Origin of the sequence: Christiangramia echinicola DSM 19838 (assembly GCF_000423065.1) — a bacterium.
Taxonomy (GTDB): domain Bacteria; phylum Bacteroidota; class Bacteroidia; order Flavobacteriales; family Flavobacteriaceae; genus Christiangramia; species Christiangramia echinicola.
This window is the reverse complement of sequence record NZ_AUHG01000011.1, coordinates 499,553-521,455: the sequence shown is the minus strand read 5'-3', so window position 1 is coordinate 521,455 and position 21,903 is coordinate 499,553. Positions and strand designations below refer to the sequence as shown.

Sequence of the window (21,903 nt, the reverse complement as noted above, 5' to 3'; positions counted from 1 at the left end):
TCCAGATCTTTTCGTTTTCTTTATAATCCAAAATCTAACCGATGCTGAGAAAGCTACTTGGTCTAATCCTGCTATTGGCAGTTTCGCAGGTGTATTCGCAAATTACTGGCGTAGTAAACGATGAAAAAGGCAATTCCCTGCCCTATGTAAATATTTATACCGAAACGGGCTCTAAAGGAACTACCACCAATGAGGAAGGTATCTATGAACTTAAAATTTCGGAAAGTGGAACCTACACCCTCGTCTATCAATTTCTGGGTTATAAGACGCAGAAGAAAAAGATCGACGCGGAGAATTTCCCTATTGAATTAAACATCACTTTAAAGTCTGAAAGTACAAGTCTTGATGAAGTTAGCGTTGTAGGAGGTGAAGATCCTGCGTATGCTATTATTCGGAATGCGATTAAATTAAGAGAAATAAATGCCGAAAAACTGGAGTCTTTCACTGCAGATTTCTACTCCAGAGGATTATGGAGAATAAAAAATGCTCCAGAGAAAATTTTAGGTCAGGACGTTGGTGACCTTGGAGGCGGTCTGGATTCTACTAGAAGCGGAATTGTTTATTTAAGTGAAACGATTTCGAAGATCGCTTATCAAAAACCAGATGACTTTAAGGAGAAGATCATCGCATCAAAAGTAAGTGGAGACGATAATGGTTTCAGCCTTAATTCTGCACAGGAAGCATATTTTTCATTTTATGAGAATACGCTGGAGATCAATAGCGAAATTATTTCTCCCATTGCAGAATACGCTTTTAATTACTACCGCTATAAACTGGAAGGCACTTTCTTTGATGATCGCGGCAATATGATCAATAAGATCCTGGTTACTCCAAAACGCACAGGAGATAGAGTTTTTTCGGGATATATTTATATCGTTGAAGATCTCTGGCAGATCTACGGTGTGGAATTGACCACTACAGGCATTGCCATTCAGGTTCCACCAATAGAAGAAATTGTTTTCAGGCAGAATTATAAATATTCTGATGAGAATGATCTTTATATACAGATCTCGCAAAGTGTAGATTTTAGTTTTAAGATCTTCGGAATTGGCGGTAATGGAAGATTTACAGCCGTATACAGCAACTTCGATTTTTCACCTGATTTTAACAGGAATAGCTTCGGAAGGGAAATATTAAGTTTTGCTGAACAAGCCAACAAAAAAGATTCACTTTACTGGCAGGAAGTACGCCCTGTACCACTTACTACTGAAGAAATTGAAGACTATGTAAGAAAAGACAGTATCCAGGAGATAAGAAGCACAAAGACCTATAAAGACTCTGTAGATTCAGTAGAAAACAAATTTGGGTTAACCGATATATTTTTTGGATACACCTATAGGAATTCCTGGAAAAATCAAACTTTCAGTATTAGCCCTCCTATCGCAGGAGTTACATTTAATACTGTACAGGGATGGAATACCAACGTAGGAATAAACTACACAAAGAGAACCGGAGAAGATGAGGAGAATTACTGGAGACTATATTCTAACCTTAGTTATGGCCTGAGTGACGAGCGATTCAGAATTAATGGCCGGTTCGAAAAGAAATTCAATAACTATTCAAAGCCTTATCTAAGGATAGAAGGAGGAGTTTCTGCAGAGCAAATAAATAACCGGGAACCAATTTCGCCGCTTCTAAATAATGCCACGACGATTTTCTTTGAGCGAAATTATCTGAAATTATATGAAAAATCATTTGTAGGAGTTGCTTATGGCCAGGAGGTAGTTAACGGGTTAAGACTTTTTAATGAGGTAAGTTGGGAGAACAGGCAGGCGCTTATCAATAACACAGATCATGTGATCATTAATTGGGATGACAGAACATACACTTCTAACAATCCGCAGGAACCAGATAATTTTGGAAGTATTCCATTTGAGGAACATTCCCTTTTTAAAATTAATTTCATCGCAGATATTTCTTTTGGACAGAAGTTCATGAGCTATCCCAACGGAAAGTACAATATCGATAATCCAAAATATCCTAATTTAACTCTATTTAACTCTGGGCTGGGAGAAAGGATTTGGAGGTAGTGAGAAAGAATATAATTTTGACCAGTTTAAGGCTGAAGTAGGCCAGATTCTGAAATTAGGCAATAAAGGGAATTTTGAGTATCTAATAAATGGTGGAATATTTTCTAATGCCGAAGATATAAGTTTGGTAGACTACCGTCATTTCAACGGAAACCAGACCCGCATTGGCTTTGGCAGTTATGTAGGGAAATTTAACCTTATGCCTTATTACAACTTCAGCACTAATGATAATTATGCTGAATTTCATGCAGAACATGACTTCCAGGGTTGGGCTTTAGGAAAACTTCCTTTTATCAATAAATTGAATTTCAATCTTGTATTGGGCGCTCACCTTCTAACTACAGCCGAACGAAATCCTTATACAGAATATTCTGTAGGCCTGGACAATATTGGATTTGGCAAATACAGATTTTTAAGACTGGATTATGTAGTTTCAGAAATCAATGGTCAGCGTGATGGAGCTTTTATTTTCGGACTTAAATTCTAGAAAAAACCTTCCCAATAAAAGAGATCTCTCCCTTTGGTCGAGATGACGATGCATTATAAAAAGTTTTCATGATTGGTCATTTCGAAGAATCGAAGTGACCGAGAAATCTCAATATTTGAAAACATATTCTCGTGTTTAAGTGGAAAAAAACCTTGAAATAAATTCAAGGTAAAAATTCCGCGTCATTCTGAACTTGTTTCAGAATCTCATTTATAAAATGGAGAAATTGATAGACCCTGAAATAAATTCAGGGTGACGATCCCAGCAAAATTTCATAACGTTAAGCTGAACTGATTTCAGCATCTCAATTAAAGACCCTGAAATGAATTCAGGGTGACGATTGAAAAATATTGAACATAAAAAAGCCGGAATCATGCGATTCCGGCTTTCTATATATTAAAACGAATTAGATATCTATTCCTCTTCGTCCTTTTTATCATCAGTTTTTTCTACGTTTTCTTCTTCCTTAGAAAAATCGGTGAAACCATTTTCTATTAAAAGATTATACCACTGGAAGATCTTTTTCATATCACTTGCATATACTCTGTCTTCGTCATAGTCTGGAAGTACTTCAGAAAAGTAAGCTTCCATCTCCTTTTTAGAAGATTTGTGACTTATTGCTGCTCCACCATCTTCTTTTTCCTTGATCTTCTGGAAAACTTCCCCAAGCGGAATTTCTTCAGTATAAGTATAAATAGCGATCTCGCTTAAAATACTCACATTATGACGCATATTAACTGCGATCTTCTTTCCATCAAGCATAGACTTTGCAACAAAGCCACCTCTGGTTTGAGCCGTAAGCTCATATAATCCAGGTTTTCCAGAAATAGCAAGAATTTTATCTAATCCCATAGTATTTTTTTATTTAGGTTGGCAAATATCAATTCCCAGAATCAATTATCAAAGCCTTTAACGGGCTTTTTTTGCCAAAGGAAAACGCATTCTATATTCCACATCAATTTTCCCTTTCGAAATATTGGCCAGTTTGCCTTTTATCAACCTCTTCTTCAGGCTGGAAAGCTTATCTGTGAACAATATTCCTTCAATATGATCATATTCATGCTGAATCACCCTTGCGGCTAATCCGGAATAAGTATCAGTATGTTTTTTCCAGTTTTCATCGTAGTACTCGATAGTAATATCTGGTTTTCTAAAAACATCTTCACGAACTTCAGGAATACTAAGGCATCCTTCGCTAAAGGCCCACTCTTCCCCTGTCTCTTCAGTGATCTTAGGATTAATAAATACCTTGCGCATATCTTTTAATGCTGCCTGTTCTGCCTCATCTAATTCCTCATCTTCTGCAAAAGGCGCGGGATCTATCATGAACATCCTAATTGGCAATCCAATTTGTGGAGCAGCAAGACCAACACCGTAGGCGTTATACATGGTATCCCACATATTGTTGATCAATTCCTCCAGTTTTGGATAATCCTTATCTATATCTTTGGCTTTCTTTTTTAAAACCGGATCTCCGTATGCTACAATTGGTAATATCATTTCTAAGGTTTATCGTTTAATATTAAAGGTTTAAATTCTCTTTTCTGTTTTTTCCGCTGTTTTCCTTGAAGAAACAAAAATGGCTGTTAATTCTTTAGCTTCGTTTAGCACTTCACTACAAAGTTCATAAGTCATTAATTTTTCTTCTATTAAAAACTCTAACCAGAAAATACATTCATCTGCCTCCTCTATAACTATACTTAATTTCGCAATGAAGGACTTTTTAGTTTGACCTAGTAATGCTGCCCGATAATTAGCGGCTACAGAAGTTGTACATCGCACCAACTGGTTTCGAATATGGTTCCCTAAATATGTTTGAGGCAACGAAAGAGCAATTTTTACACATTCATGTGCAAATTTATTAGAGCGCAATTTTAAATTTCTTTCCATTAAAGAAAACCTTTAAACTTTATACCTTTAACATTTAGCATTAATCATAAAGCCAGGTCTGCAAGATGATCGTTGCGCTAATCTCATCTACCAGGGCTTTATCACGACGTTTCTTCTTTTTCAGTCCGCCATCTATCATACTCCGCACCGCCATTTTGCTGGTAAAGCGTTCATCTACCCTCTCCAAAGGCATCTCTGGAAACTTCTTAGAGAATTCTTTTAAAAATTCCTGGATATGAACCTCACTTTGAGATGGAGTATCATCCATCCTTTTGGGTTCACCGACCAAAACACGTTCCACTTTTTCGTTTTTGAAATAGTCTTCAAGAAATTTTATAAGATCTGGAGTGAGTACAGTAGTTAGACCTGAAGCGATCATCTTCAGTTCGTCGGTAACGGCTACTCCCGTTCTTTTTGTTCCGTAATCCAGGGCTAAAATTCTGGGCATTTCAAAAATTTACGCAAAGGTAAGGTTTATATTCGTTTGTCCATAAATATTGCCGTATAGCTGTTATATTTGAAAAAAATTAGAATATGGATCAGCTTAAATCGAAAATCGAAGAGGCCTGGGAAAATAGAGACCTTCTTAAAAACACAGAAACTATAGATGCCATTAGAAAAGTAATTGAGCTTTTAGATAAAGGTGAATTACGTGTTGCGGAGCCAACAGCAAATGGCTGGCAAGTAAATGAATGGGTAAAGAAAGGGGTAGTACTATATTTCCCAATTCAGAAAATGGAAACTCTGGAAGCAGGAATTTTTGAATATCACGATAAAATACCTTTAAAGAAAGGCTATAAAGAAAAAGGAATCAGGGTAGTACCCAATGCTGTTGCCAGACATGGAGCCTATATATCTTCCGGCGTGATCATGATGCCAAGCTATGTAAATATTGGCGCTTATGTAGATGAAGGTACTATGGTTGATACCTGGGCTACCGTTGGAAGCTGCGCTCAAATTGGTAAAAATGTGCACCTTAGTGGCGGGGTTGGAATTGGCGGTGTTTTAGAACCATTGCAAGCCGCACCTGTTATAATTGAAGACAATGCCTTTCTTGGATCAAGAAGTATTGTAGTTGAAGGAATCAGGATTGAAAAAGAAGCTGTACTTGGAGCAAACGTTGTGCTTACTGGGTCCACCAAGATCATCGATGTCACCGGAGATGAACCGAAAGAATTTAAAGGTTACGTACCGGCAAGATCTGTAGTGATACCGGGGAGTTATACCAAGAAATTCCCAGCAGGAGAATTCCAGGTACCTTGTGCATTGATAATAGGTAAACGTAAAGAGAGCACTAATAAGAAGACATCTTTAAATGATGCTCTGCGTGAATATAGCGTAGCTGTTTAGAACTAAGAATTGAAAATACTTGTAATACAAATGAAAATGATTGGGGATGTACTTACATCCTCAATCCTCTTTGAAGCTCTTCGAAAGAAATATCCGGAAGCTGAATTACATTATTTAATCTATCCTCATACCAGGCCAGTAATAGAAAATAATCCTTTTATAGATAAGGTCATTGAATACGCGCCCGAGAATGGGAAAAATCCCGTAAAATTCATTGAGTTTTTAAATTTTATTCGACGTGAGTCTTACTCTGAAATAATTGATATCTACTCTAAAATAAGTTCAGGTATTATAGCTAGCTACTCTGGTGCATCTAGAAGACTTGGTTTTCATAAAAATTATACCCGCCCGTTTTATACCCAAACGTTCATTTACAAAGAGAATCCAGATTCACGGGCAGGCCTTGCCATAGAAAACAGAATGCAGGTTTTAAAAGGTCTGGATCAAGATTTTCCTTTAGCTTTAAGACCAAAAATTTATATTTCTTCCGAAGAAAAAGAAGTTTACAGGAACAAACTTCAAAATAAGGGCATCAATTTAAACCAGCCCATAGTTATGTGCGGCGTAATGGGTAGTTCTGATATAAAAAGTTATCCTGAAAATTATATGGCGACCTTATTGGACATGCTGGTGCAAAAAGTACCAAACGCCCAAATCCTCTTTAATTATTTACCCAGCCAAACTTCTCGTGCTAAGAATATTTATGCTCTTTGTAACTCTGAAACCCAATCGCGGATTTTCCTTAATATCTATGAAAATTCGTTAAAAGGTTTTATACTAAATGCTGCAAACTGCGATCTTTATTTAGGGAATGAAGGTGGTGCAGCAAATATTATGAAAGCACTTGAAAAACGAACATTTTCTATTCATTCCCCGATAATTAAAAAGAATTATTGGGCCATCTATGAAGATGATGTCAAACACGCTTCAATACATCTGGAAGACTTTGAACCCACACTTTTTGAAAATTTACCGGCTAGATTAAGTAAACGCAGGAATGCCGAGTTATACCAGAAATTAAAACCTGAACTCATAAAATTAAAATTAGATGAGTTTTTAAAAAATCTAGAAATATGAATTATCGGTTTCTAATATATATCAGTTATACCTACGCATTTCCAATTGGTGAACCTTTGGAAAAGGAAATTCAAAGCCGCGGTTTCCAGGTTAAATGGTTTGCTGATGAACCAGAAACTCAAAAGAAATTCAGTAAAGACAAGGTTGTTTTAAACAATATTCAGGAAGCCATTGATTATGATGCTCATATAATCTTAAGTATAACCAATAGTATAGCCGATTTCCTTCCCGGCTTAAAAGTGCAGGTATTTCACGGGATAGCACCTAGTAAGCGTAATTTCAAAAAAGGTCATTTTAGAATTCGAGGTTTCTTTGATCTATACAGCACCCAGGGACCTTTTACCACTAAGCCTTTTAAGAAACTTCAAAAAGAACATGAACACTTTGAAGTTGTTGAAACCGGCTGGCCAAAGCTAGACCCGTTATTTCCAATAGAGGAAATTCCGCGGGAAAAACCTGGTATTTTGATTTCATCAACTTTTAGCAAAAAACTGAGTTTAGCATATAACGATGAAGTTATTAAAGAAATACAACGAATTTCTGAAACAGGAAAATGGGATTTCAAAGTGGTTCTGCATCCCAAAATTCCACAGGAGCGAATCCAGAAATTCAAAGATATTCAGGGAGAAAATCTCACTTTCTATAATACCACAGATTTGATTCCTTTATTCAGGGAGTCTGATATTTTATTAGCTGACTCCACATCTGTAGTAACCGAATTTTTGCTTCAGGATAAACCGGTCGTAACCTTTAGAAATACACAACCCGGGCCGCATTTAATTAACGTCACCGAAGTTGATGAAATTGAAAATGCACTTGAAAATGCTCTGGATCCAGATGTTCGTTTGCTTGAAGAGATTCAGCAATTCAATGCAAATATGCATCCTTATAAAGATGGGAAATCAAGTGAACGGCTTATTGATGCTTCCATCCAATTTCTACATGCTGATAAAAGCCACCTTAAACCTAAACCCTTAAATCTGGTTAGAAAATTAAAGGTGAGAAAAAAACTTGGTTTCTATTCTCTTAAAACCTTTAGAAGAACACCTAGAATAAAATAGTCTCAGCTAATTTTATAATTATCACAATTTAAATGTAGAAATTATTTTATCCTTTTAAATTTGTAATAAAATTTTAGGTTTTTTAAAATTTCTTCAGGGAAGTATAATTAGGCTATCGAACACCTAAACATTTTTCTGAGTTTTTAATGAATTATTGAAATTGAATCCTTTAGTCCCGGGTTAAACTTATATTGAATGAAAGAAGGTTTAGAAAATTATCCAGTTGATGCCGTTATAACATGGGTAGATGGAAACGATAAAAACTGGCAAGAAAAAATAAATACTTATTCTGAGTCTAAGATAAATTTCTCTTCTAAAAAACATCTTAAGCGATACAATTCCATTGGAGAAATTGAGATTGCAATTAGGTCTATAATCAAGTTCGCACCCTTTATTAGAAATATTTTTTTGGTAACCGATGATCAATCGCCAGAGTCTTTTGATTCTCTAAGATTATTAGCAGAAAAGAAGGGAATGAACTTAAAATTAGTAGATCATAAAGTTATTTTTAAAGGGTTCGAAGAATATCTCCCAACCTTCAACTCGTGCTCTATTATATCTATGTTATTTAAAATCCCCGATTTAACTGAGCATTTTATCATTTTTAACGATGATACTTTTATCATGAAAGAAGTATCGGTGGATGATTTTTTTATTAATGGAGAACCAATTATAAGAGGGGAATGGCAGGAATTTAATGAAAATAAAACCTTAAGAAAATCCTATCATGAAGTATTAAGCTTTTTAGATATTTCCGTTAAAAAAGACAAAATTAGCTTTAAGAAACTACAACAAAATAGTGCCAAATTAGCGGGTATGGAAAAGTATGTTAGACGATTTCATACTCCCGTAAGTGTAAGAAAATCAACCCTGACGAACTTTTTTGAGAATGACTCTCTACTTAGAGAGAATATACGACACAGGTTTAGAAACCAAGATCAGTTTCTTTTATCTTCCTTATCTGAGCATCTGGAAATTAAAAATGAGACTTATCATTACCGGAATTATTCCCAGTTAACCTACTTCAGGTCTTATAAAAACTTATCCTCTACCAGGTTAAAGTTGAAGTGGTTTGAGAAAAATTACAGGAAATTGTTCCTCACATTTCAAACCCTGGATATGGCAGATGATAGAATATTAGATTATATACTGGGTTGGATAGAAAAACGATTAAGGGAAAACTAATTATTTCTGTTTATTAAGCAAATACATATATACATCCTTCAAACAATATATAGGCTTTGGGAAAGATTAGCTTAAGTGAATTACGAAGAAGATTCTAACAGCTAGTAAATTTCAAAGTCGATTAAAATTATTTAAGACCGACCAAGTTTTTAAATTTCTGTTTTCGCTTTCTGCTCTTACCACGATTCACAAAAAAAGAATTCGCGTAAAACCACATTTTCTCGAAAACTTCGTTTTCAGATTTACCGATGAGTTGGGCATACTCTTCAGCCATAATTACAATAATTTCCCTATCCGGGCTTAGGCGGGCAAAATTTTTCATCCGCTGATTAAAATTAAGCGGTTTAAAATTCATTCTATTTAAATCTACGAGATAAAAGAGGTAATCGCCATTATTTATCTGAATAAGAGTATTGCCGGGGCTATGGTCTAAAAACTCTATATTATTTTCGTGAAGTTTAAATGTGAAACGGCTAAATGCACGCAAAATATCCTCGTGCGCTGGTTCTTTCAGGTCTAAATCCCTAAAAGTTAGATCATAATCTAAATGTTCACTAACATAAAAACTTTTGGTAAGTGCAGCCTTATTAGTTTCCTCTGCAAAAGCAATTGGTTTAGGGGTCCCTATTCCCTTTTTAATAAGTTCCTCTGCAAATTTAAATGATCGTTCCGCTTTAGATTGTCTAAAAAACACATAAACATAACGGTTGATGAAATTAGGCTGCTTAAAAGATTTGATATTGAACTTCCTACCCTTTTGTTCAACCACTTTTATATGATTCCTTCTATGTTTCCTACCCGCAAAAAAAGATTGACCTAAAGAATTGAAATTCAAAAGAATTTCTTCAATATTCTTTTTAGATATTTTATGATATTTTGAAATGTATATCTTCATCAACATTTAAAATTATAGCTATTTTATAGAATCCTGACTGCGTGAAATAAATTCGTTTAACACTAAAATATCGCAGTGTAATTTATTATGCGATAGTTTTAAAACTACCTTTTCAAAAACTTAGGTTTATTGTAATTGGCAAATATAACTATTGCATTAACTAAAAAAAGAGAAAGACCAGATGAAAACCCATTAAGGATCGGCAATATACAGGGAGAGAAAATTAAAGCCCCAAATTGTACTGTCTTAGAATTTTATATGTGGTTCTTCCGCATTGATTCAGGAAAAACAATTTTTAATTGAAGTCCTTCATTAGGGATTAGACATACTATGTTTCACTATTCGAAGACCAGGATCAAAAAGAGATCAAACTATTTTTTCCAGAATTTAAATATCTTCTTTAGCTTCTTCTTTCTCTTAAATTTCTCCTGAAATTGGTTCGTATGAAACCACATTCTTTCAAACACTTCAGCTTTAGGCCTTTCAATTAGCGAGGCATATTCATCTGCCATAATCTTTACCATCTCCCTTATTGGAGTTAAACGGGAAAAATTCTGCATTCTTTGTTCAAAAGACAATTCACCGAAATTCATTCGGTTTAGGTCTACCAGATAAAAACGATACTTTTCAGAATCTTTAGCTATTAGAGTATTTCCAGGAGAATGATCTAAAAATTGAATGTTATTCTCATGCAATTCAAAAGTAAACCTTGTAAAAGCTCTAAGAATATTTTCATGATCGGGATAATCGGGGTCCTTCACAAGCTCCCGGTAGGTGAGATCGTAATGCTGATGCAGGCATGCGTAGTAACTATCTCCAAATACTACTCCTCTATTTTCTTCGGCAAACGTCAAGGGATAAGGAGTGCCAATATTTGCACTGAGTAATTTTTGAGCATAGAGAAAAGATCTCTCAGCCTTAGATTTACGAAAATATTTATAGGCAATCTTATTAATTAGGTTAGGCCTTTTAAAGGACTTAACATTAACGGTATAATTATTAATATCAAATATCCTTAAACTGTTTCTGGCTCCTTGTTCAAAAGACCTCCCTTCAGATTCAAAATTTTTAATAACGCCGCTTAACTCTTCCCTGATCTCTTCGCCCTTTTCTGAAAATATATATTTCATTTAGATATTTCTATTATTCTCAATCGTAAAAGACTTTTTATAATCTCCCTAAAATTTTTTAAGTATCTACAGGAAACAATATGCCAATTGATTTATCTTATTTTTGTTGTCTTTAAAGATTATTCTAGAGCTTGATATCACCAATTAGCAACAAATATGCAAATTTCCGATAATTCTATTTCGAATAGGATTCAAAAATAAAAATGGTATATAAATTAAGAAATTCGTCTTTTTTACATGGATAAATGCCAAATTAGAATTCTTCATCTTTCAGCTACAAAAGACTGGGGTGGTGGTGAAAACCACCTTCTCAATTTAGTAACTCATGATATTGCAGACTCACAAGATGAACATTATATACTATGCCCTAAGAATTCTATTGCTCATGCACGATTCAAGGACAAGGGACTCCGGGTATATTCAGCGTTGATGCTGCATAAGCTAAGTTTAAATTATATTCTGAATATTATTTCCCTATGCAAAAAACATAAAATTAACCTTATACACATACATGATACCACGGCTTTAACTTTGGCCGTATTAGCCTCGAAGTTCAGTGATTTACCAAGTTTCATTTTTAGTAAAAAAACCTCCTATTTTATTAAAAACAGAAAAGGTACACTTCATAAGTACAATCATCCCAATATTTCGAAAATCCTTTGTGTATCCAGTAAGACAAAAGAAAATTGCAAAATTTCTATACAAGATCACTCTAAGCTGGAAAAGATTTATCATGGCACGAATATAGAAAAGCTTACAGTTAGAGATGATTATAATATAAGAAAGGAATTAGGCTTTACTGAGAATGACATTATAATAGGGAATATTGCAAATCACTGGAGATCTAAAGATCTCGCGACTTTTCTTGAAACCGCCAATCATGTAGTGAATATTTCAGGGCGTAAAGATTTTCATTTTGTACAGATAGGGCAGTTTACGAAGTACACACCGGCTTTTTTTGAACTTCGGAAGAAATTAAACCTGGAGAAAAACGTGCATTTTTTAAACGAGATCGAAAATGCTTCAGGGCTTATTCCCCAGTTTCAAATAAGCCTTATCACCTCCCAAAGTGAAGGTTTACCACAGTTTATATATGAAAGTAGTTTTCATAAAGTCCCAGTAGTTAGCACAAATGTTGGGGGAATTCCGGAATTTATAGAAAATGGGGAAAATGGAATGCTAACCAATCCTTATGAATCGCAAAGTTTAGCAGATAAATTGATAGCTTTGTCCCGGGATAAAGAATTATGTGAAAAATTCACTGAAAGATCATATCATAAACTGATCGAAAACTTTACTTCCAGGAATATGGCTGAACAAACTTTAGCTGCATATAAAAAAGTGCTTTATGGAAAGAATTGAACAGGAAGTTAGAAATTGTATTGATATCCTTAAAAAAGGTGGTGTCATCTTATATCCTACAGATACTGTCTGGGGAATAGGTTGCGATGCTACAAATGCAAATGCTGTAGATAAGGTCTATCAGTTAAAGAAACGAGAGGAATCTAAAGCACTGATTTGTTTGGTTTCCAATTTTAAGATGCTGGAGCAATATGTTGAGGAAGTTCCGGAAATGGCCTATGACATTCTAAAATATGCAAAAAAACCAACCACAATTATTTATGACAAGCCAGTGCATATAGCTGAAAACTTAGTAGGCGAAGATGAATCTCTAGGAATTCGTGTGGTAAGAGATACATTTTGCTCAGACCTTATAAAAAAACTTAAACGTCCATTGGTTTCTACTTCAGCAAATATTAGTGGTCAACCTACGCCTCAATCCTTTGATCAAATCTCTCCTCAAATTTTAAAAGGTGTAGACTATGTAGTAAATTTGGACCGAAAAAGAAAGTCACCTCGACCTTCTGCCATAATCAAGTTGAGTAATGATGGTCAGGTGAGTGTGATACGCAAATAGACAGATGCCGAAATACCACAATTACAGCAAAGCTTTACATCATAAAATTTTTAATGTTATTTCAGAAGCTGCAGATGAATTATCTGTAGACGCATATGTAATTGGAGGATTTGTACGTGATCATATTCTTGATCGAGGTGATCATAAAGACATCGATATTGTAGCCGTGGGCAGTGGAATTGAACTCGCGCAAAAGGTTGCAGAAAAACTTCCGAACAATCCAAAAGTACAGGTATTTAAGAATTTCGGTACAGCAATGCTACGCTCAGATGATATCGAAATCGAATTTGTAGGAGCCCGTAAGGAAAGTTATCGAAAAGACAGTAGGAAGCCTATCGTGGAAGACGGAACTCTGGAAGACGATCAAAACCGTCGTGATTTTACGATCAATGCGTTGGCCCTCAAATTGAATAAAGATGGATTTGGAGACCTGCTGGATCCTTTCAATGGTTATGAAGATCTCAAGAACAGGGTCATCAAAACGCCTTTAGATCCAGATATTACATACTCTGATGATCCTTTAAGAATGTACCGGGGAATCAGGTTCGCTACTCAGCTTAATTTCATGATCGAAGCTGAATCTTTAGAGGCAATCTCAAGAAATAAGGATAGAATAAAGATCATTTCGAAAGAAAGGATCCTGGACGAACTGAATAAGATCATGCTAAGTGAGAAGCCATCTAAAGGCTTTGCTTTATTATTCAAGACCGGATTACTAAAGAAAATACTTCCTGAGCTTACTGCTCTACAGGGAATAGACGAAGTTGAAGGTCAAACTCATAAAGATAACTTCTGGCATACCCTGGAAGTAGTAGATAACATTTCCAAAAATACAGATGATCTTTGGTTAAGGTGGGCTGCCCTTTTGCATGATATAGGTAAAGCTCCCACAAAGAAGTTTCATAAGAAGATAGGATGGACTTTTCATGGTCATGAATTCGTTGGGGCCAAAATGGTTTTTAAACTTTTTAAACGACTTAGATTACCATTGAATGAAAAAATGAAGTTCGTTCAAAAAATGGTTTTGATGAGTTCCAGGCCCATTGTTATAGCTGATGATAGTGTGACCGATTCTGCCGTGCGAAGACTTATTTTTGATGCCGGTGATAATATCGAAGATCTTATGACCCTTTGCGAAGCCGATATCACTACTAAGAACCCGAAAAGATATAAGAAATATCACAATAATTTCAAGCTTGTCCGCAAAAAGATTGAAGAGGTTGAAGAACGGGATCATGTTCGAAATTTTCAACCACCGGTTAGTGGTGAAGAGATCATGGAAACCTTCGGAATAAAGCCAAGCAGGGAAGTTGGAATGATAAAAGATGCGATAAAAGAAGCAATTCTTGAAGGGGAGATCCCAAATGAATATCAGCCTGCCAGAGATTTCATGCTAGAGAAAGGTGAAAAACTTGGTCTTAAGAAAACTGATAGTAAAGATGTATAGAAGATCTGTAAAAATATCCCTGATCCTGGTTTACCTCGTAATTATTGCGGGTGCTGTAGTTAGAATGACCGGATCTGGAATGGGTTGTCCAGACTGGCCTAAATGTTTTGGCTACTACATCCCTCCTACTGAGGTTTCAGAATTAGAATTTCAACCAAACCGGGAATATAAGGAAGGACAGGTTATTATTGTTGATGAAACCCTGAAGGTTGCAGCCAGCACTTTTACTACAAAAGAGGAGTACAAGCCTTCAAATTGGGTTAATTACGAGAAGCACGATTACTCCATCTTTAATCCAACCCATACCTGGGTGGAATATATCAACCGCCTCTTTGGTGCCCTGGCCGGATTAGCGGTATTAATAATGGCTTTTCTTTCTATCAAAAAATTCCGTTTTCGTAAAAGGATCCCTATCCTGTCCTGGATATGTGTTTTTCTAATGGGATTTCAGGCATGGTTGGGAGCCACGGTAGTATATTCGGTATTAGCACCGGCTAAGATCACTATTCATATGGTTATGGCGCTGGTTATAGTCGCTGTTCTACTTTACCTGCTCAGCATCTCTGCAGAAAAGAGAACAAACCAGTATAAAACAAAAAGCTTTCAGATCTTACTTGGTCTTGCAGTTATTCTTACCCTAATCCAGGTAGTTATGGGCACCCAGGTGAGACAGTTCGTAGATGAACAGATTCGGAGCTTAGGATACGATTCCAGAGATATGTGGCTGGAAGATCCAAATATCACCTTTTATATTCACCGGTCGTTCTCAATACTTGTCTTATTACTCAATTTATTTTTGTGGTGGAAAAACAGAAAACTTAACCTGAACCTCAGCAAAATAAATACTGTAATCATTTTAATTCTTCTGGAAGTCGCTACCGGAGTGGCTATGTATAATTTTGATTTCCCATTCCTTTCACAACCAATGCATCTAGTGATCGCATCCATACTTTTCGGATATCAGTTTTACCTGTTAATGGAAAGTAATTATGCTACAGAGAAGATTTAAAAATTGTAACTTTGACCTCCAAATTTTTTAGATATGGTTTATAGATTCCGAGTAATTCTCGATGCAGATGAAGATGTTTTCAGAGATATAGAAATGCTTCAGGAAAGCACCCTGGAAGACCTACACAATACTATCGTCCAGTCTTTTGGGTTTGATGGTACAGAGATGGCTTCATTTTATATTAGTGATGGAGAGTGGAACCAGGGAGAAGAGATCCATCAGTTCGATATGAGTGGTCATGATACTTCGATCAAATTAATGAATGAAACTACCCTGGATAGTGTACTTTCAGAAAAACAGACTAAACTAATTTACGTTTACGACTTTCTAAAAATGTGGACCTTCTTCGTAGAATTAGGTCAGATAGCAGAAATTGAAGAAGGACGTGATTATCCTAATCTTATGTTCGTACACGGACAGATCCCGGAAAGTGCACCCGAGAAAGAATTCAAAGGTGAGGACGAAGGAATGCTGAACGGTGATTATGATGATGATTTTGATACTGACGGTTACGACGATTTCGAATTTGACGAGAACTGGAACTAATTCTCACACCGGGATTTACTTTTAGTTAATTTCTTCTGATAAAACTTCTTTCAGAAGTCACATTTTTCAACTTTATTTAGTCAAAATTTCAGATATAGATGATCAATCTTTTTAATGCCCAAATTGAATCTCTTTCCATACATCGTGTTGGAAATAAAAATCGTGGCGAGAACATGTTTGTTTCTGCCTCAACTTTTCATTTGAATGATGAAATAAAACCTTTGATCAAGGAATATTTTCTGAAGCCTTTTCGAGAAAAAGAAGAAACTTATTATCGTTTTCATCATGAAAGTGATGTCGAATTCAATGAGTTATACAATTTGGCGAATCAAATTTTTGATGATCCCTTCAATACTCATGAGTATTCAAAAAAGATAGCCACTTTACTATACGAACAATCCACGCATCCTCATATTAAGAGCGGGGAAGTTTATGTGGTGTATTTTGAAGGCATGCAGCTGGATAATGAAAAAATGTCGGCTATTGGAATTTTTAAATCTGAATTGAAACATGAATTCCTTCAGTTCGAGCAAAACCAGAGCAATCTGGAAATGATCGTACAGCAGGGAGTAAACTTGCAAAAACTTGATAAAGGCGCTATCATTTTCAATAAGCATCGAGATGAAGGCTATAAGATACTTTCGGTAGATTCTAATCGTTATGATACAAAATACTGGCTGGAAAACTTCCTGGGAGTAGACGTACTGGCAGATGAGAACTATTTCACAAAGAACTACCTGAATTTCGCTAAAAACTTCGCAAAAGACGTGGTTTTACCTGCTGAAGATAAGAAGCAGGAAGTGATGTTCATGAACCGTAGTATGGATTACTTCGCGAAAAACGATGATTTTGAGGAGAGCAATTATATCAATTCAGTAATTGACAACCCTGCTTTAATTCCTGAATTTCAGAATTACAAAGTTGAAAAAGCTCCAAAATATAAGGTAGAAGATCTTACCAATTTCCCCATTGCGAACAAGGCTGTTACAGATGCTCGTAAGAAGATCAAAAATGTGATCACGCTAGATACGAATATCCAGATAAAGATGGATTTTGTAAACGCCGAATCTGCAGAGAAATTTGTAGAGAAAGGATGGGATGAAGAAAAGCAGATGTATTACTACCTGGTCTATTTCAATAAAGAAGAGAAAAAGTAATAGGATTAAAATTGAATAAAAAAGGGAAGTACATTTATTACTTCCCTTTTTATTTTATAAACTATTCCAGCAATCGCTGCATGTTCACAGTGTCATAGTTACGCTTCACAAAGTCCAGTGCAGTTCTTAAGATCTGCCCCATGGTGCTCGCACGCTTGAACTTCATATCTTTCGAAAAAGCATAAAGGTCGTTTCTTAGCTCTTTCACATTATCTTTAGTAGAAACATGATCGTTGATCATACATCTTATTAATTCCTTATACCTGCTTTGTGTATTTATCATCCTTTTAGCCAGTAGCGATCGCTCCTCTTTTCGATACTGCTCTATAGAAGACTCTTCCAGCTTATCTGAAACCAGCTTTACCATCTTATAATTCTCTTTAAAGAATTGTGGACGATATACTTTTAAATTCCCTTCAAAACACTGCTGATCAAAATCTATAGCCCTTATTTGATATTCTACGTGATCAAAATCATGTGTAGGGATTACCACATAGTTGTAAGATCTCATATCTCCCAGTAACCTTACCGTACAACGTTCGTTGAATTTTACAAACTGTTTGGCTATTTGGGTTTGCGCTCTCAGGTCACATTCCGGCAAATGATCTTCGATAAAAACATCACCCGGAATTCCCGCAATATGCTCTTCTATCAAAGTGTCTTTATAAACCAGAAAATTAATACGGTGAGGAGATAATAAATGTTCGAATTCCAGGCCATAAAGTCTCGAGGCATCTGCTTTTTTCACATAGAAATAAGTAAAACTATCATTTAGAATATTTCGGACTTTTACCCGGAATGGTTTCGAATTACCAAAAGTACAGTAGTCGATCGCATCAACATTCAGGTATTCCAGAGAGTCATCACTACCATCTGAATGCAGAATGGTATAAACCTTTTTAAGGCTATTATCAATCTCTATCCTTTCATGGTCTGGATAATAACAGCGCACCCAGAAAGTATCTTCATCGTGCTGGTCGTAAACCACTATAGAACCTGAAAAACGTAGCAGATCGTCATAGAAAACCGGGATTTTTGTATTGCGATTATATTTAGCAAGATATCTATTGAAGCGTTCATTTACAGGAAATGCAGGCTTCTTCTTTGACATCAGTTTTTCATCCATAGTTATCCTCGTTTGCTCAAAATTAAGGTTATTATAGGGAAACCTGTAACAAAATCCTATTTTAGACGTCGTATTTTAAACACTTAACCAATCTTGGAAACAATTTTAAGTTTAAATAACCTGACCAAAAAATTCGGCAGGATCACCGCTGTCGATGATTTAAGTTTTAGTATAGAAAAAGGAAATGTTTATGGCATCCTGGGCCCTAACGGAAGTGGTAAATCCACCACCCTGGGAATGGTCCTGAATGTAGTAAACAAAACTTCCGGAAATTTTCAATGGTTTGATGGGAAAATGTCAACTCATGAAGCTTTGAAAAAAGTAGGAGCTATTATAGAGCATCCTAATTTCTATCCCTATATGACTGCAGAGCAGAACCTTGCATTGGTTTGTAAAATAAAGGGAACCAATAAAAGTAAGATTCTTGAAAAACTTGAAATTGTAGGGCTTTTAGACAGAAAAGACAGCAAATTCAAAACGTTTTCTTTGGGAATGAAACAACGGCTTGCCATCGCCTCTGCCCTTCTAAATGATCCTGAAATACTTATTCTAGATGAGCCAACTAACGGACTGGATCCTCAGGGAATTCATCAAATTAGAGAGATCATCAGGAAGATCGCATCTGGAGGAACTACTATTTTGCTAGCTTCTCACCTTCTTGATGAAGTTGAAAAAGTCTGTTCTCATGTAGTGATCATTAGAAAAGGTGAGAAATTATATAGTGGGCCGGTAGACCAGATAATTAATAGCTTTGGGTTCTTCGAATTGAAGGCAACAGATATGACAAGACTGGAAGAACTGCTGCAAACTCACCCTAAAATCGGAAAGATCACCACGAATGAAGGTTTTATTACTGCTATACTGGACGATCCTATGGAAGCAGATGAGATAAATAGCTTTCTTTTTGAAAAAGGACTTTCTCTATCGTATTTGAATAAACGTAAAGAGAGCCTGGAAGAACAATTCCTTCAATTAACCAACCAAACTGCCCAAAACTAATGCTACGTTTACTCGAAATAGAATACAATAAATTACGCTATAGCAGATCTGCCAGAATATTAATAATCACCTATTTTATCCTTATCACATTTATCGCGCTTATAGCATCGATAGAATTCAATATTGGACAAATAGAATTCAGAGTTGCAGATCAGGGAATTTTCAACTTTCCCTATATCTGGCACTTTAATAGTTATATCGCTGCGATATTAAAATTATTCCTGGCCATCGTTATAGTTTCAATGATGTCTAATGAATACAGCAACCGAACAATAAAACAGAATCTTATTGACGGGCTAAGCAAAAAGGAATTTATCCTATCCAAATTCCTGACCGTAATTGTATTCTCAGGTATTTCCACTTTATTCCTTTTTGTAGTTACTATGATCCTGGGCTTGTCATTTTCAGATTTTAATGAAGCCTCCATCATATTCTCAGATCTAGAGTTTTTACTGGCCTATTTCGTAAAACTTACTGGCTTTTTTGCTTTCTGTATGTTCCTTGGAATTCTTGTAAAAAGATCAGCTTTCGCGCTTGGTTTTCTAGTGGTATGGGCAATTCTGGAAAAGATCCTCTATGCATTTCTTAATTTCAAGGTTTTCAAGGGTACTGATATTGCTACTGAAATAATGCAGTTCTTTCCTTTAGAAAGCATTAGCAACCTTATTGTTGAACCATTCTCAAGATTGAATGCTGTTCAAACAGCGGCCAGCCAGATTGGAGGCGAATTAGATAAGGATTACGGGATCCACTGGTACCAGCTTTTAATAGTGATTGTATGGATTGTTATTTTTGTTTACGCTTCACTAATTCTTTTAAGAAAAAGAGACCTTTAATCTCACTAGCCATATTATAAAATGAGATTCGTATCGGTTTTAATATTTTTACTCGTCAACATAAATATTATCAACGCCCAGGGTGGTGTCAATGATTGTTCCGGTGCAATTAAAATATGTGGCGACGGAGCAATTTCAAGTAATGCCAATGGCGTAGGAAGTCAGGAATTAACAGGCAGAAATAATTGTTCCAGCCAGGAACATAATAGCCTTTGGCTGGAGATAGAGATCACCAAAGCAGGAACGCTTGGGTTCAACCTTAAACCTACCAGTGGAGCACTGAATATTGATTATGATTTCTTTATATTCGGTCCAAATGCCAGTTGCGGAAATCTGGGTAATGCCATACGCTGTTCTACCACGAACCCTCTAGCATCCAATGCTACTTCCAATCACACCGGCATGAACGATTCTGAACTCGACACCAGTGAAGGACCTGGACCTAATGGCAATAATTTTATTAAATCATTAGATGTTCTTCCCGGTGAAACCTATTTTATTGTAATAGATAGACCCATTGGTAACAGCCCTTTTGAAATCGAATGGACCGGTACTTCTACCGTAGGCAGTTTTCCATTTCCAGAAGGCCCTGAAATAAGTAAACCGGGTGATCTTGAAGCTTGTAATTCTAATGGAGTTTCAGATTTTGATATTTTCAGCACTTCTGCAGAAATTGTATCCCAGAATAATACCAGTTTAACTTACCACGAATCTCTTGCCGATGCTTCAGATAATCAAGGAGCTATCCAGGGAACTTATACAAGTACGCAAGCTCTTAAAACTATATATGCCCGGGTTGAAAATGATTTAACAGGTTGCGCCAGGATCACAGAATTTGACCTGATAATTAATGATGGACCTATAATAAATCAGGATAACTCTATTGAACAATGTGATCTGGATTTAAACGGAAATGAATACTACGTTCTATCAGATCTTAATTCTTCCATTCTTGACGGTAAGGATCCTTCTGATTTTCAGATCCAGTTTTTCAGCAATTTGAATGACGCAAACACAAATCAAAATTCAATTACTTCAGGGTATTCTTCAGAAGGAAATGAAACCGTTTTCACCAAAGTTTCAGAAATCAATAATCCCGACTGCTTTAATATTGCAGAAATAAACCTGATCTTAAATGAACCACCACAAATAGAATCCTACTCTGTGGTTCAGCCTCAAATAAATTCAAACAGTAATACGATAACTCTGGACATCGAAAATGTATCAGATTATGAGTTTTCTTTGGGAAATATAGACGGGCCTTTCCAAACCAGCACCACATTTAATAATGTAAATTCTGGTTTTCAAACCATTTACATCAGAGACCTTAAAGGTTGCGCGATCGTAAGTTCAGAAATTGTCGTTTTAGGTTATGATAATTTTTTCACTCCAAATAATGATGGTGTGAATGACTTCTGGAAATTGAGAGGTATTGATACTGCCGGTAATCTAATCCATATTTTTGACCGTTATGGCAAACTTCTAATCAAACTTCAGGCTTCAGATAAAGGTTGGGATGGAACCTATAACGGTACAGAAATGCCAGCCGATGATTACTGGTTCAGAGTTTCTCTTCAAAACAAACAGGAATTCAACGGGCACTTCTCACTTGTTAGATGATTCCTAAAAAATTGATTTAAGCTGGATAATTGCTTAATTTCGTGAGGCTATGAAATGAGCCTTTATAAATCTCATATAATACTGATTTATAATGGCGAAATATATCTGATCGCTTTTAAACTAGTTTTAGATTAGATGAA

At 35.8% G+C, this 21,903-nt stretch carries 22 protein-coding genes; 15 read left to right on the top strand and 7 right to left on the bottom strand.

Annotation, left to right across the window (positions count from 1 at the left end; genetic code table 11):
* Positions 1-41 precede the first annotated feature (41 nt).
* Both G530_RS16665 and G530_RS17920 read left to right on the top strand, forming a co-directional pair.
* Positions 42-2,030 carry a DUF5686 and carboxypeptidase regulatory-like domain-containing protein gene (locus G530_RS16665; RefSeq protein WP_340139848.1) on the top strand — a complete coding sequence of 663 codons (1,989 nt, stop codon included), beginning with the start codon at positions 42-44 and terminating at the stop codon, positions 2,028-2,030.
* Entirely contained in the window at positions 2,002-2,517 is a 516-nt protein-coding gene (locus G530_RS17920) for a DUF5686 family protein (RefSeq protein WP_340139851.1), read from the top strand. Before G530_RS16665 ends, G530_RS17920 begins: the two co-directional genes overlap by 29 nt.
* Before the next feature lie 414 nt (positions 2,518-2,931).
* Here the strand turns inward: G530_RS17920 and G530_RS0107520 are convergent, their stop codons facing one another.
* From G530_RS0107520 to ruvX, 4 genes are read right to left on the bottom strand one after another with little or no spacing between them, the layout of a single operon-like run.
* Positions 2,932-3,369 carry a DUF5606 family protein gene (locus tag G530_RS0107520; protein ID WP_026933943.1) on the bottom strand — a complete coding sequence of 146 codons (438 nt, stop codon included), beginning with the start codon at positions 3,367-3,369 and terminating at the stop codon, positions 2,932-2,934.
* 57 nt (positions 3,370-3,426) lie between these two features.
* The gene (gene def, locus G530_RS0107515; RefSeq protein ID WP_026933942.1) at positions 3,427-4,017 is read right to left on the bottom strand and encodes a peptide deformylase; all 591 of its coding nucleotides are present in this window, start codon (positions 4,015-4,017) and stop codon (positions 3,427-3,429) included.
* Positions 4,018-4,047: 30 nt separating this feature from the next.
* Positions 4,048-4,407 carry a four helix bundle protein gene (locus tag G530_RS0107510; protein WP_026933941.1) on the bottom strand — a complete coding sequence of 120 codons (360 nt, stop codon included), beginning with the start codon at positions 4,405-4,407 and terminating at the stop codon, positions 4,048-4,050.
* 40 nt (positions 4,408-4,447) lie between these two features.
* The gene (ruvX, locus tag G530_RS0107505) at positions 4,448-4,855 is read right to left on the bottom strand and encodes a Holliday junction resolvase RuvX (protein ID WP_026933940.1); all 408 of its coding nucleotides are present in this window, start codon (positions 4,853-4,855) and stop codon (positions 4,448-4,450) included.
* Positions 4,856-4,941: 86 nt separating this feature from the next.
* Here ruvX and G530_RS0107500 point away from each other — a divergent pair, with 86 nt between their 5' ends.
* From G530_RS0107500 to G530_RS0107485, 4 genes are all read left to right on the top strand, one after another.
* On the top strand, positions 4,942-5,757 hold the full coding sequence (locus G530_RS0107500) for a 2,3,4,5-tetrahydropyridine-2,6-dicarboxylate N-succinyltransferase (RefSeq protein WP_026933939.1): 816 nt from the start codon (positions 4,942-4,944) through the stop codon (positions 5,755-5,757).
* Positions 5,758-5,766: 9 nt separating this feature from the next.
* Positions 5,767-6,834: a glycosyltransferase family 9 protein gene (locus G530_RS0107495; protein ID WP_026933938.1), complete on the top strand. Its 1,068-nt coding sequence runs from the start codon at positions 5,767-5,769 to the stop codon at positions 6,832-6,834.
* A complete protein-coding gene (locus tag G530_RS0107490) occupies positions 6,831-7,895 on the top strand; it encodes a CDP-glycerol glycerophosphotransferase family protein (RefSeq protein ID WP_026933937.1) in 1,065 nt (354 codons plus the stop codon). The genes G530_RS0107495 and G530_RS0107490 overlap by 4 nt, the downstream gene beginning before the upstream one ends.
* Before the next feature lie 195 nt (positions 7,896-8,090).
* A complete protein-coding gene (locus G530_RS0107485; protein WP_026933936.1) occupies positions 8,091-9,080 on the top strand; it encodes a Stealth CR1 domain-containing protein in 990 nt (329 codons plus the stop codon).
* A gap of 127 nt (positions 9,081-9,207) precedes the next feature.
* Here the strand turns inward: G530_RS0107485 and G530_RS0107480 are convergent, their stop codons facing one another.
* Complete coding sequence (locus tag G530_RS0107480; RefSeq protein ID WP_026933935.1) at positions 9,208-9,975, bottom strand: lipopolysaccharide kinase InaA family protein; 768 nt, start codon at positions 9,973-9,975, stop codon at positions 9,208-9,210.
* A gap of 371 nt (positions 9,976-10,346) precedes the next feature.
* Positions 10,347-11,105, bottom strand: coding sequence for a hypothetical protein (locus G530_RS0107470; RefSeq protein WP_026933934.1), 759 nt, complete (start codon positions 11,103-11,105; stop codon positions 10,347-10,349).
* A 237-nt stretch (positions 11,106-11,342) separates the two neighbouring features.
* Here G530_RS0107470 and G530_RS0107465 point away from each other — a divergent pair, with 237 nt between their 5' ends.
* The 6 genes from G530_RS0107465 (at position 11,343) to G530_RS0107440 (ending at position 17,182) form a co-directional block, all read left to right on the top strand.
* Positions 11,343-12,467 (top strand): glycosyltransferase family 4 protein, encoded by a 1,125-nt coding sequence (locus G530_RS0107465; protein ID WP_051199730.1) that lies wholly within the window; start codon positions 11,343-11,345, stop codon positions 12,465-12,467.
* Entirely contained in the window at positions 12,454-13,023 is a 570-nt protein-coding gene (locus G530_RS0107460; RefSeq protein ID WP_026933932.1) for an L-threonylcarbamoyladenylate synthase, read from the top strand. Before G530_RS0107465 ends, G530_RS0107460 begins: the two co-directional genes overlap by 14 nt.
* A 4-nt stretch (positions 13,024-13,027) precedes the next feature.
* The gene (locus G530_RS0107455; RefSeq protein WP_026933931.1) at positions 13,028-14,470 is read left to right on the top strand and encodes a CCA tRNA nucleotidyltransferase; all 1,443 of its coding nucleotides are present in this window, start codon (positions 13,028-13,030) and stop codon (positions 14,468-14,470) included.
* On the top strand, positions 14,463-15,479 hold the full coding sequence (locus G530_RS0107450) for a COX15/CtaA family protein (protein WP_026933930.1): 1,017 nt from the start codon (positions 14,463-14,465) through the stop codon (positions 15,477-15,479). Before G530_RS0107455 ends, G530_RS0107450 begins: the two co-directional genes overlap by 8 nt.
* 33 nt (positions 15,480-15,512) lie before the next feature.
* Positions 15,513-16,025, top strand: coding sequence for an IS1096 element passenger TnpR family protein (locus G530_RS0107445; protein ID WP_026933929.1), 513 nt, complete (start codon positions 15,513-15,515; stop codon positions 16,023-16,025).
* A gap of 98 nt (positions 16,026-16,123) precedes the next feature.
* Entirely contained in the window at positions 16,124-17,182 is a 1,059-nt protein-coding gene (locus G530_RS0107440) for a nucleoid-associated protein (protein WP_026933928.1), read from the top strand.
* Between the two features lie 61 nt (positions 17,183-17,243).
* Here G530_RS0107440 and G530_RS0107435 read toward each other — a convergent pair whose 3' ends face one another.
* The gene (locus tag G530_RS0107435; protein WP_026933927.1) at positions 17,244-18,308 is read right to left on the bottom strand and encodes a hypothetical protein; all 1,065 of its coding nucleotides are present in this window, start codon (positions 18,306-18,308) and stop codon (positions 17,244-17,246) included.
* Between the two features lie 93 nt (positions 18,309-18,401).
* On the opposite strand from G530_RS0107435, the gene G530_RS0107430 reads away from it, so the two are divergent.
* Genes G530_RS0107430 through G530_RS0107420 form a run of 3 tightly spaced genes read left to right on the top strand, consistent with a single transcriptional unit; the run spans position 18,402 to position 21,763 of the window.
* On the top strand, positions 18,402-19,307 hold the full coding sequence (locus G530_RS0107430; protein WP_026933926.1) for an ABC transporter ATP-binding protein: 906 nt from the start codon (positions 18,402-18,404) through the stop codon (positions 19,305-19,307).
* A complete protein-coding gene (locus G530_RS0107425; RefSeq protein WP_026933925.1) occupies positions 19,307-20,143 on the top strand; it encodes an ABC transporter permease in 837 nt (278 codons plus the stop codon). The genes G530_RS0107430 and G530_RS0107425 overlap by 1 nt, the downstream gene beginning before the upstream one ends.
* A gap of 21 nt (positions 20,144-20,164) precedes the next feature.
* Complete coding sequence (locus tag G530_RS0107420) at positions 20,165-21,763, top strand: T9SS type B sorting domain-containing protein (protein WP_026933924.1); 1,599 nt, start codon at positions 20,165-20,167, stop codon at positions 21,761-21,763.
* Positions 21,764-21,903: the final 140 nt, after the last annotated feature.

Bases quoted from the DNA above. Each gene is read 5' to 3' on its own strand.
- G530_RS16665 (WP_340139848.1), top strand. From the start codon at position 42: ATGCTGAGAAAGCTACTTGGTCTAATCCTGCTATTGGCAGTTTCGCAG.
- G530_RS0107520 (WP_026933943.1), bottom strand. From the start codon at position 3,369: ATGGGATTAGATAAAATTCTTGCTATTTCTGGAAAACCTGGATTATAT.
- def (WP_026933942.1), bottom strand. From the start codon at position 4,017: ATGATATTACCAATTGTAGCATACGGAGATCCGGTTTTAAAAAAGAAA.
- G530_RS0107510 (WP_026933941.1), bottom strand. From the start codon at position 4,407: ATGGAAAGAAATTTAAAATTGCGCTCTAATAAATTTGCACATGAATGT.
- ruvX (WP_026933940.1), bottom strand. From the start codon at position 4,855: ATGCCCAGAATTTTAGCCCTGGATTACGGAACAAAAAGAACGGGAGTA.
- G530_RS0107500 (WP_026933939.1), top strand. From the start codon at position 4,942: ATGGATCAGCTTAAATCGAAAATCGAAGAGGCCTGGGAAAATAGAGAC.
- G530_RS0107490 (WP_026933937.1), top strand. From the start codon at position 6,831: ATGAATTATCGGTTTCTAATATATATCAGTTATACCTACGCATTTCCA.
- G530_RS0107485 (WP_026933936.1), top strand. From the start codon at position 8,091: ATGAAAGAAGGTTTAGAAAATTATCCAGTTGATGCCGTTATAACATGG.
- G530_RS0107480 (WP_026933935.1), bottom strand. From the start codon at position 9,975: ATGAAGATATACATTTCAAAATATCATAAAATATCTAAAAAGAATATT.
- G530_RS0107470 (WP_026933934.1), bottom strand. From the start codon at position 11,105: ATGAAATATATATTTTCAGAAAAGGGCGAAGAGATCAGGGAAGAGTTA.
- G530_RS0107465 (WP_051199730.1), top strand. From the start codon at position 11,343: ATGGATAAATGCCAAATTAGAATTCTTCATCTTTCAGCTACAAAAGAC.
- G530_RS0107460 (WP_026933932.1), top strand. From the start codon at position 12,454: ATGGAAAGAATTGAACAGGAAGTTAGAAATTGTATTGATATCCTTAAA.
- G530_RS0107455 (WP_026933931.1), top strand. From the start codon at position 13,028: ATGCCGAAATACCACAATTACAGCAAAGCTTTACATCATAAAATTTTT.
- G530_RS0107450 (WP_026933930.1), top strand. From the start codon at position 14,463: ATGTATAGAAGATCTGTAAAAATATCCCTGATCCTGGTTTACCTCGTA.
- G530_RS0107445 (WP_026933929.1), top strand. From the start codon at position 15,513: ATGGTTTATAGATTCCGAGTAATTCTCGATGCAGATGAAGATGTTTTC.
- G530_RS0107440 (WP_026933928.1), top strand. From the start codon at position 16,124: ATGATCAATCTTTTTAATGCCCAAATTGAATCTCTTTCCATACATCGT.
- G530_RS0107435 (WP_026933927.1), bottom strand. From the start codon at position 18,308: ATGGATGAAAAACTGATGTCAAAGAAGAAGCCTGCATTTCCTGTAAAT.
- G530_RS0107425 (WP_026933925.1), top strand. From the start codon at position 19,307: ATGCTACGTTTACTCGAAATAGAATACAATAAATTACGCTATAGCAGA.
- G530_RS0107420 (WP_026933924.1), top strand. From the start codon at position 20,165: ATGAGATTCGTATCGGTTTTAATATTTTTACTCGTCAACATAAATATT.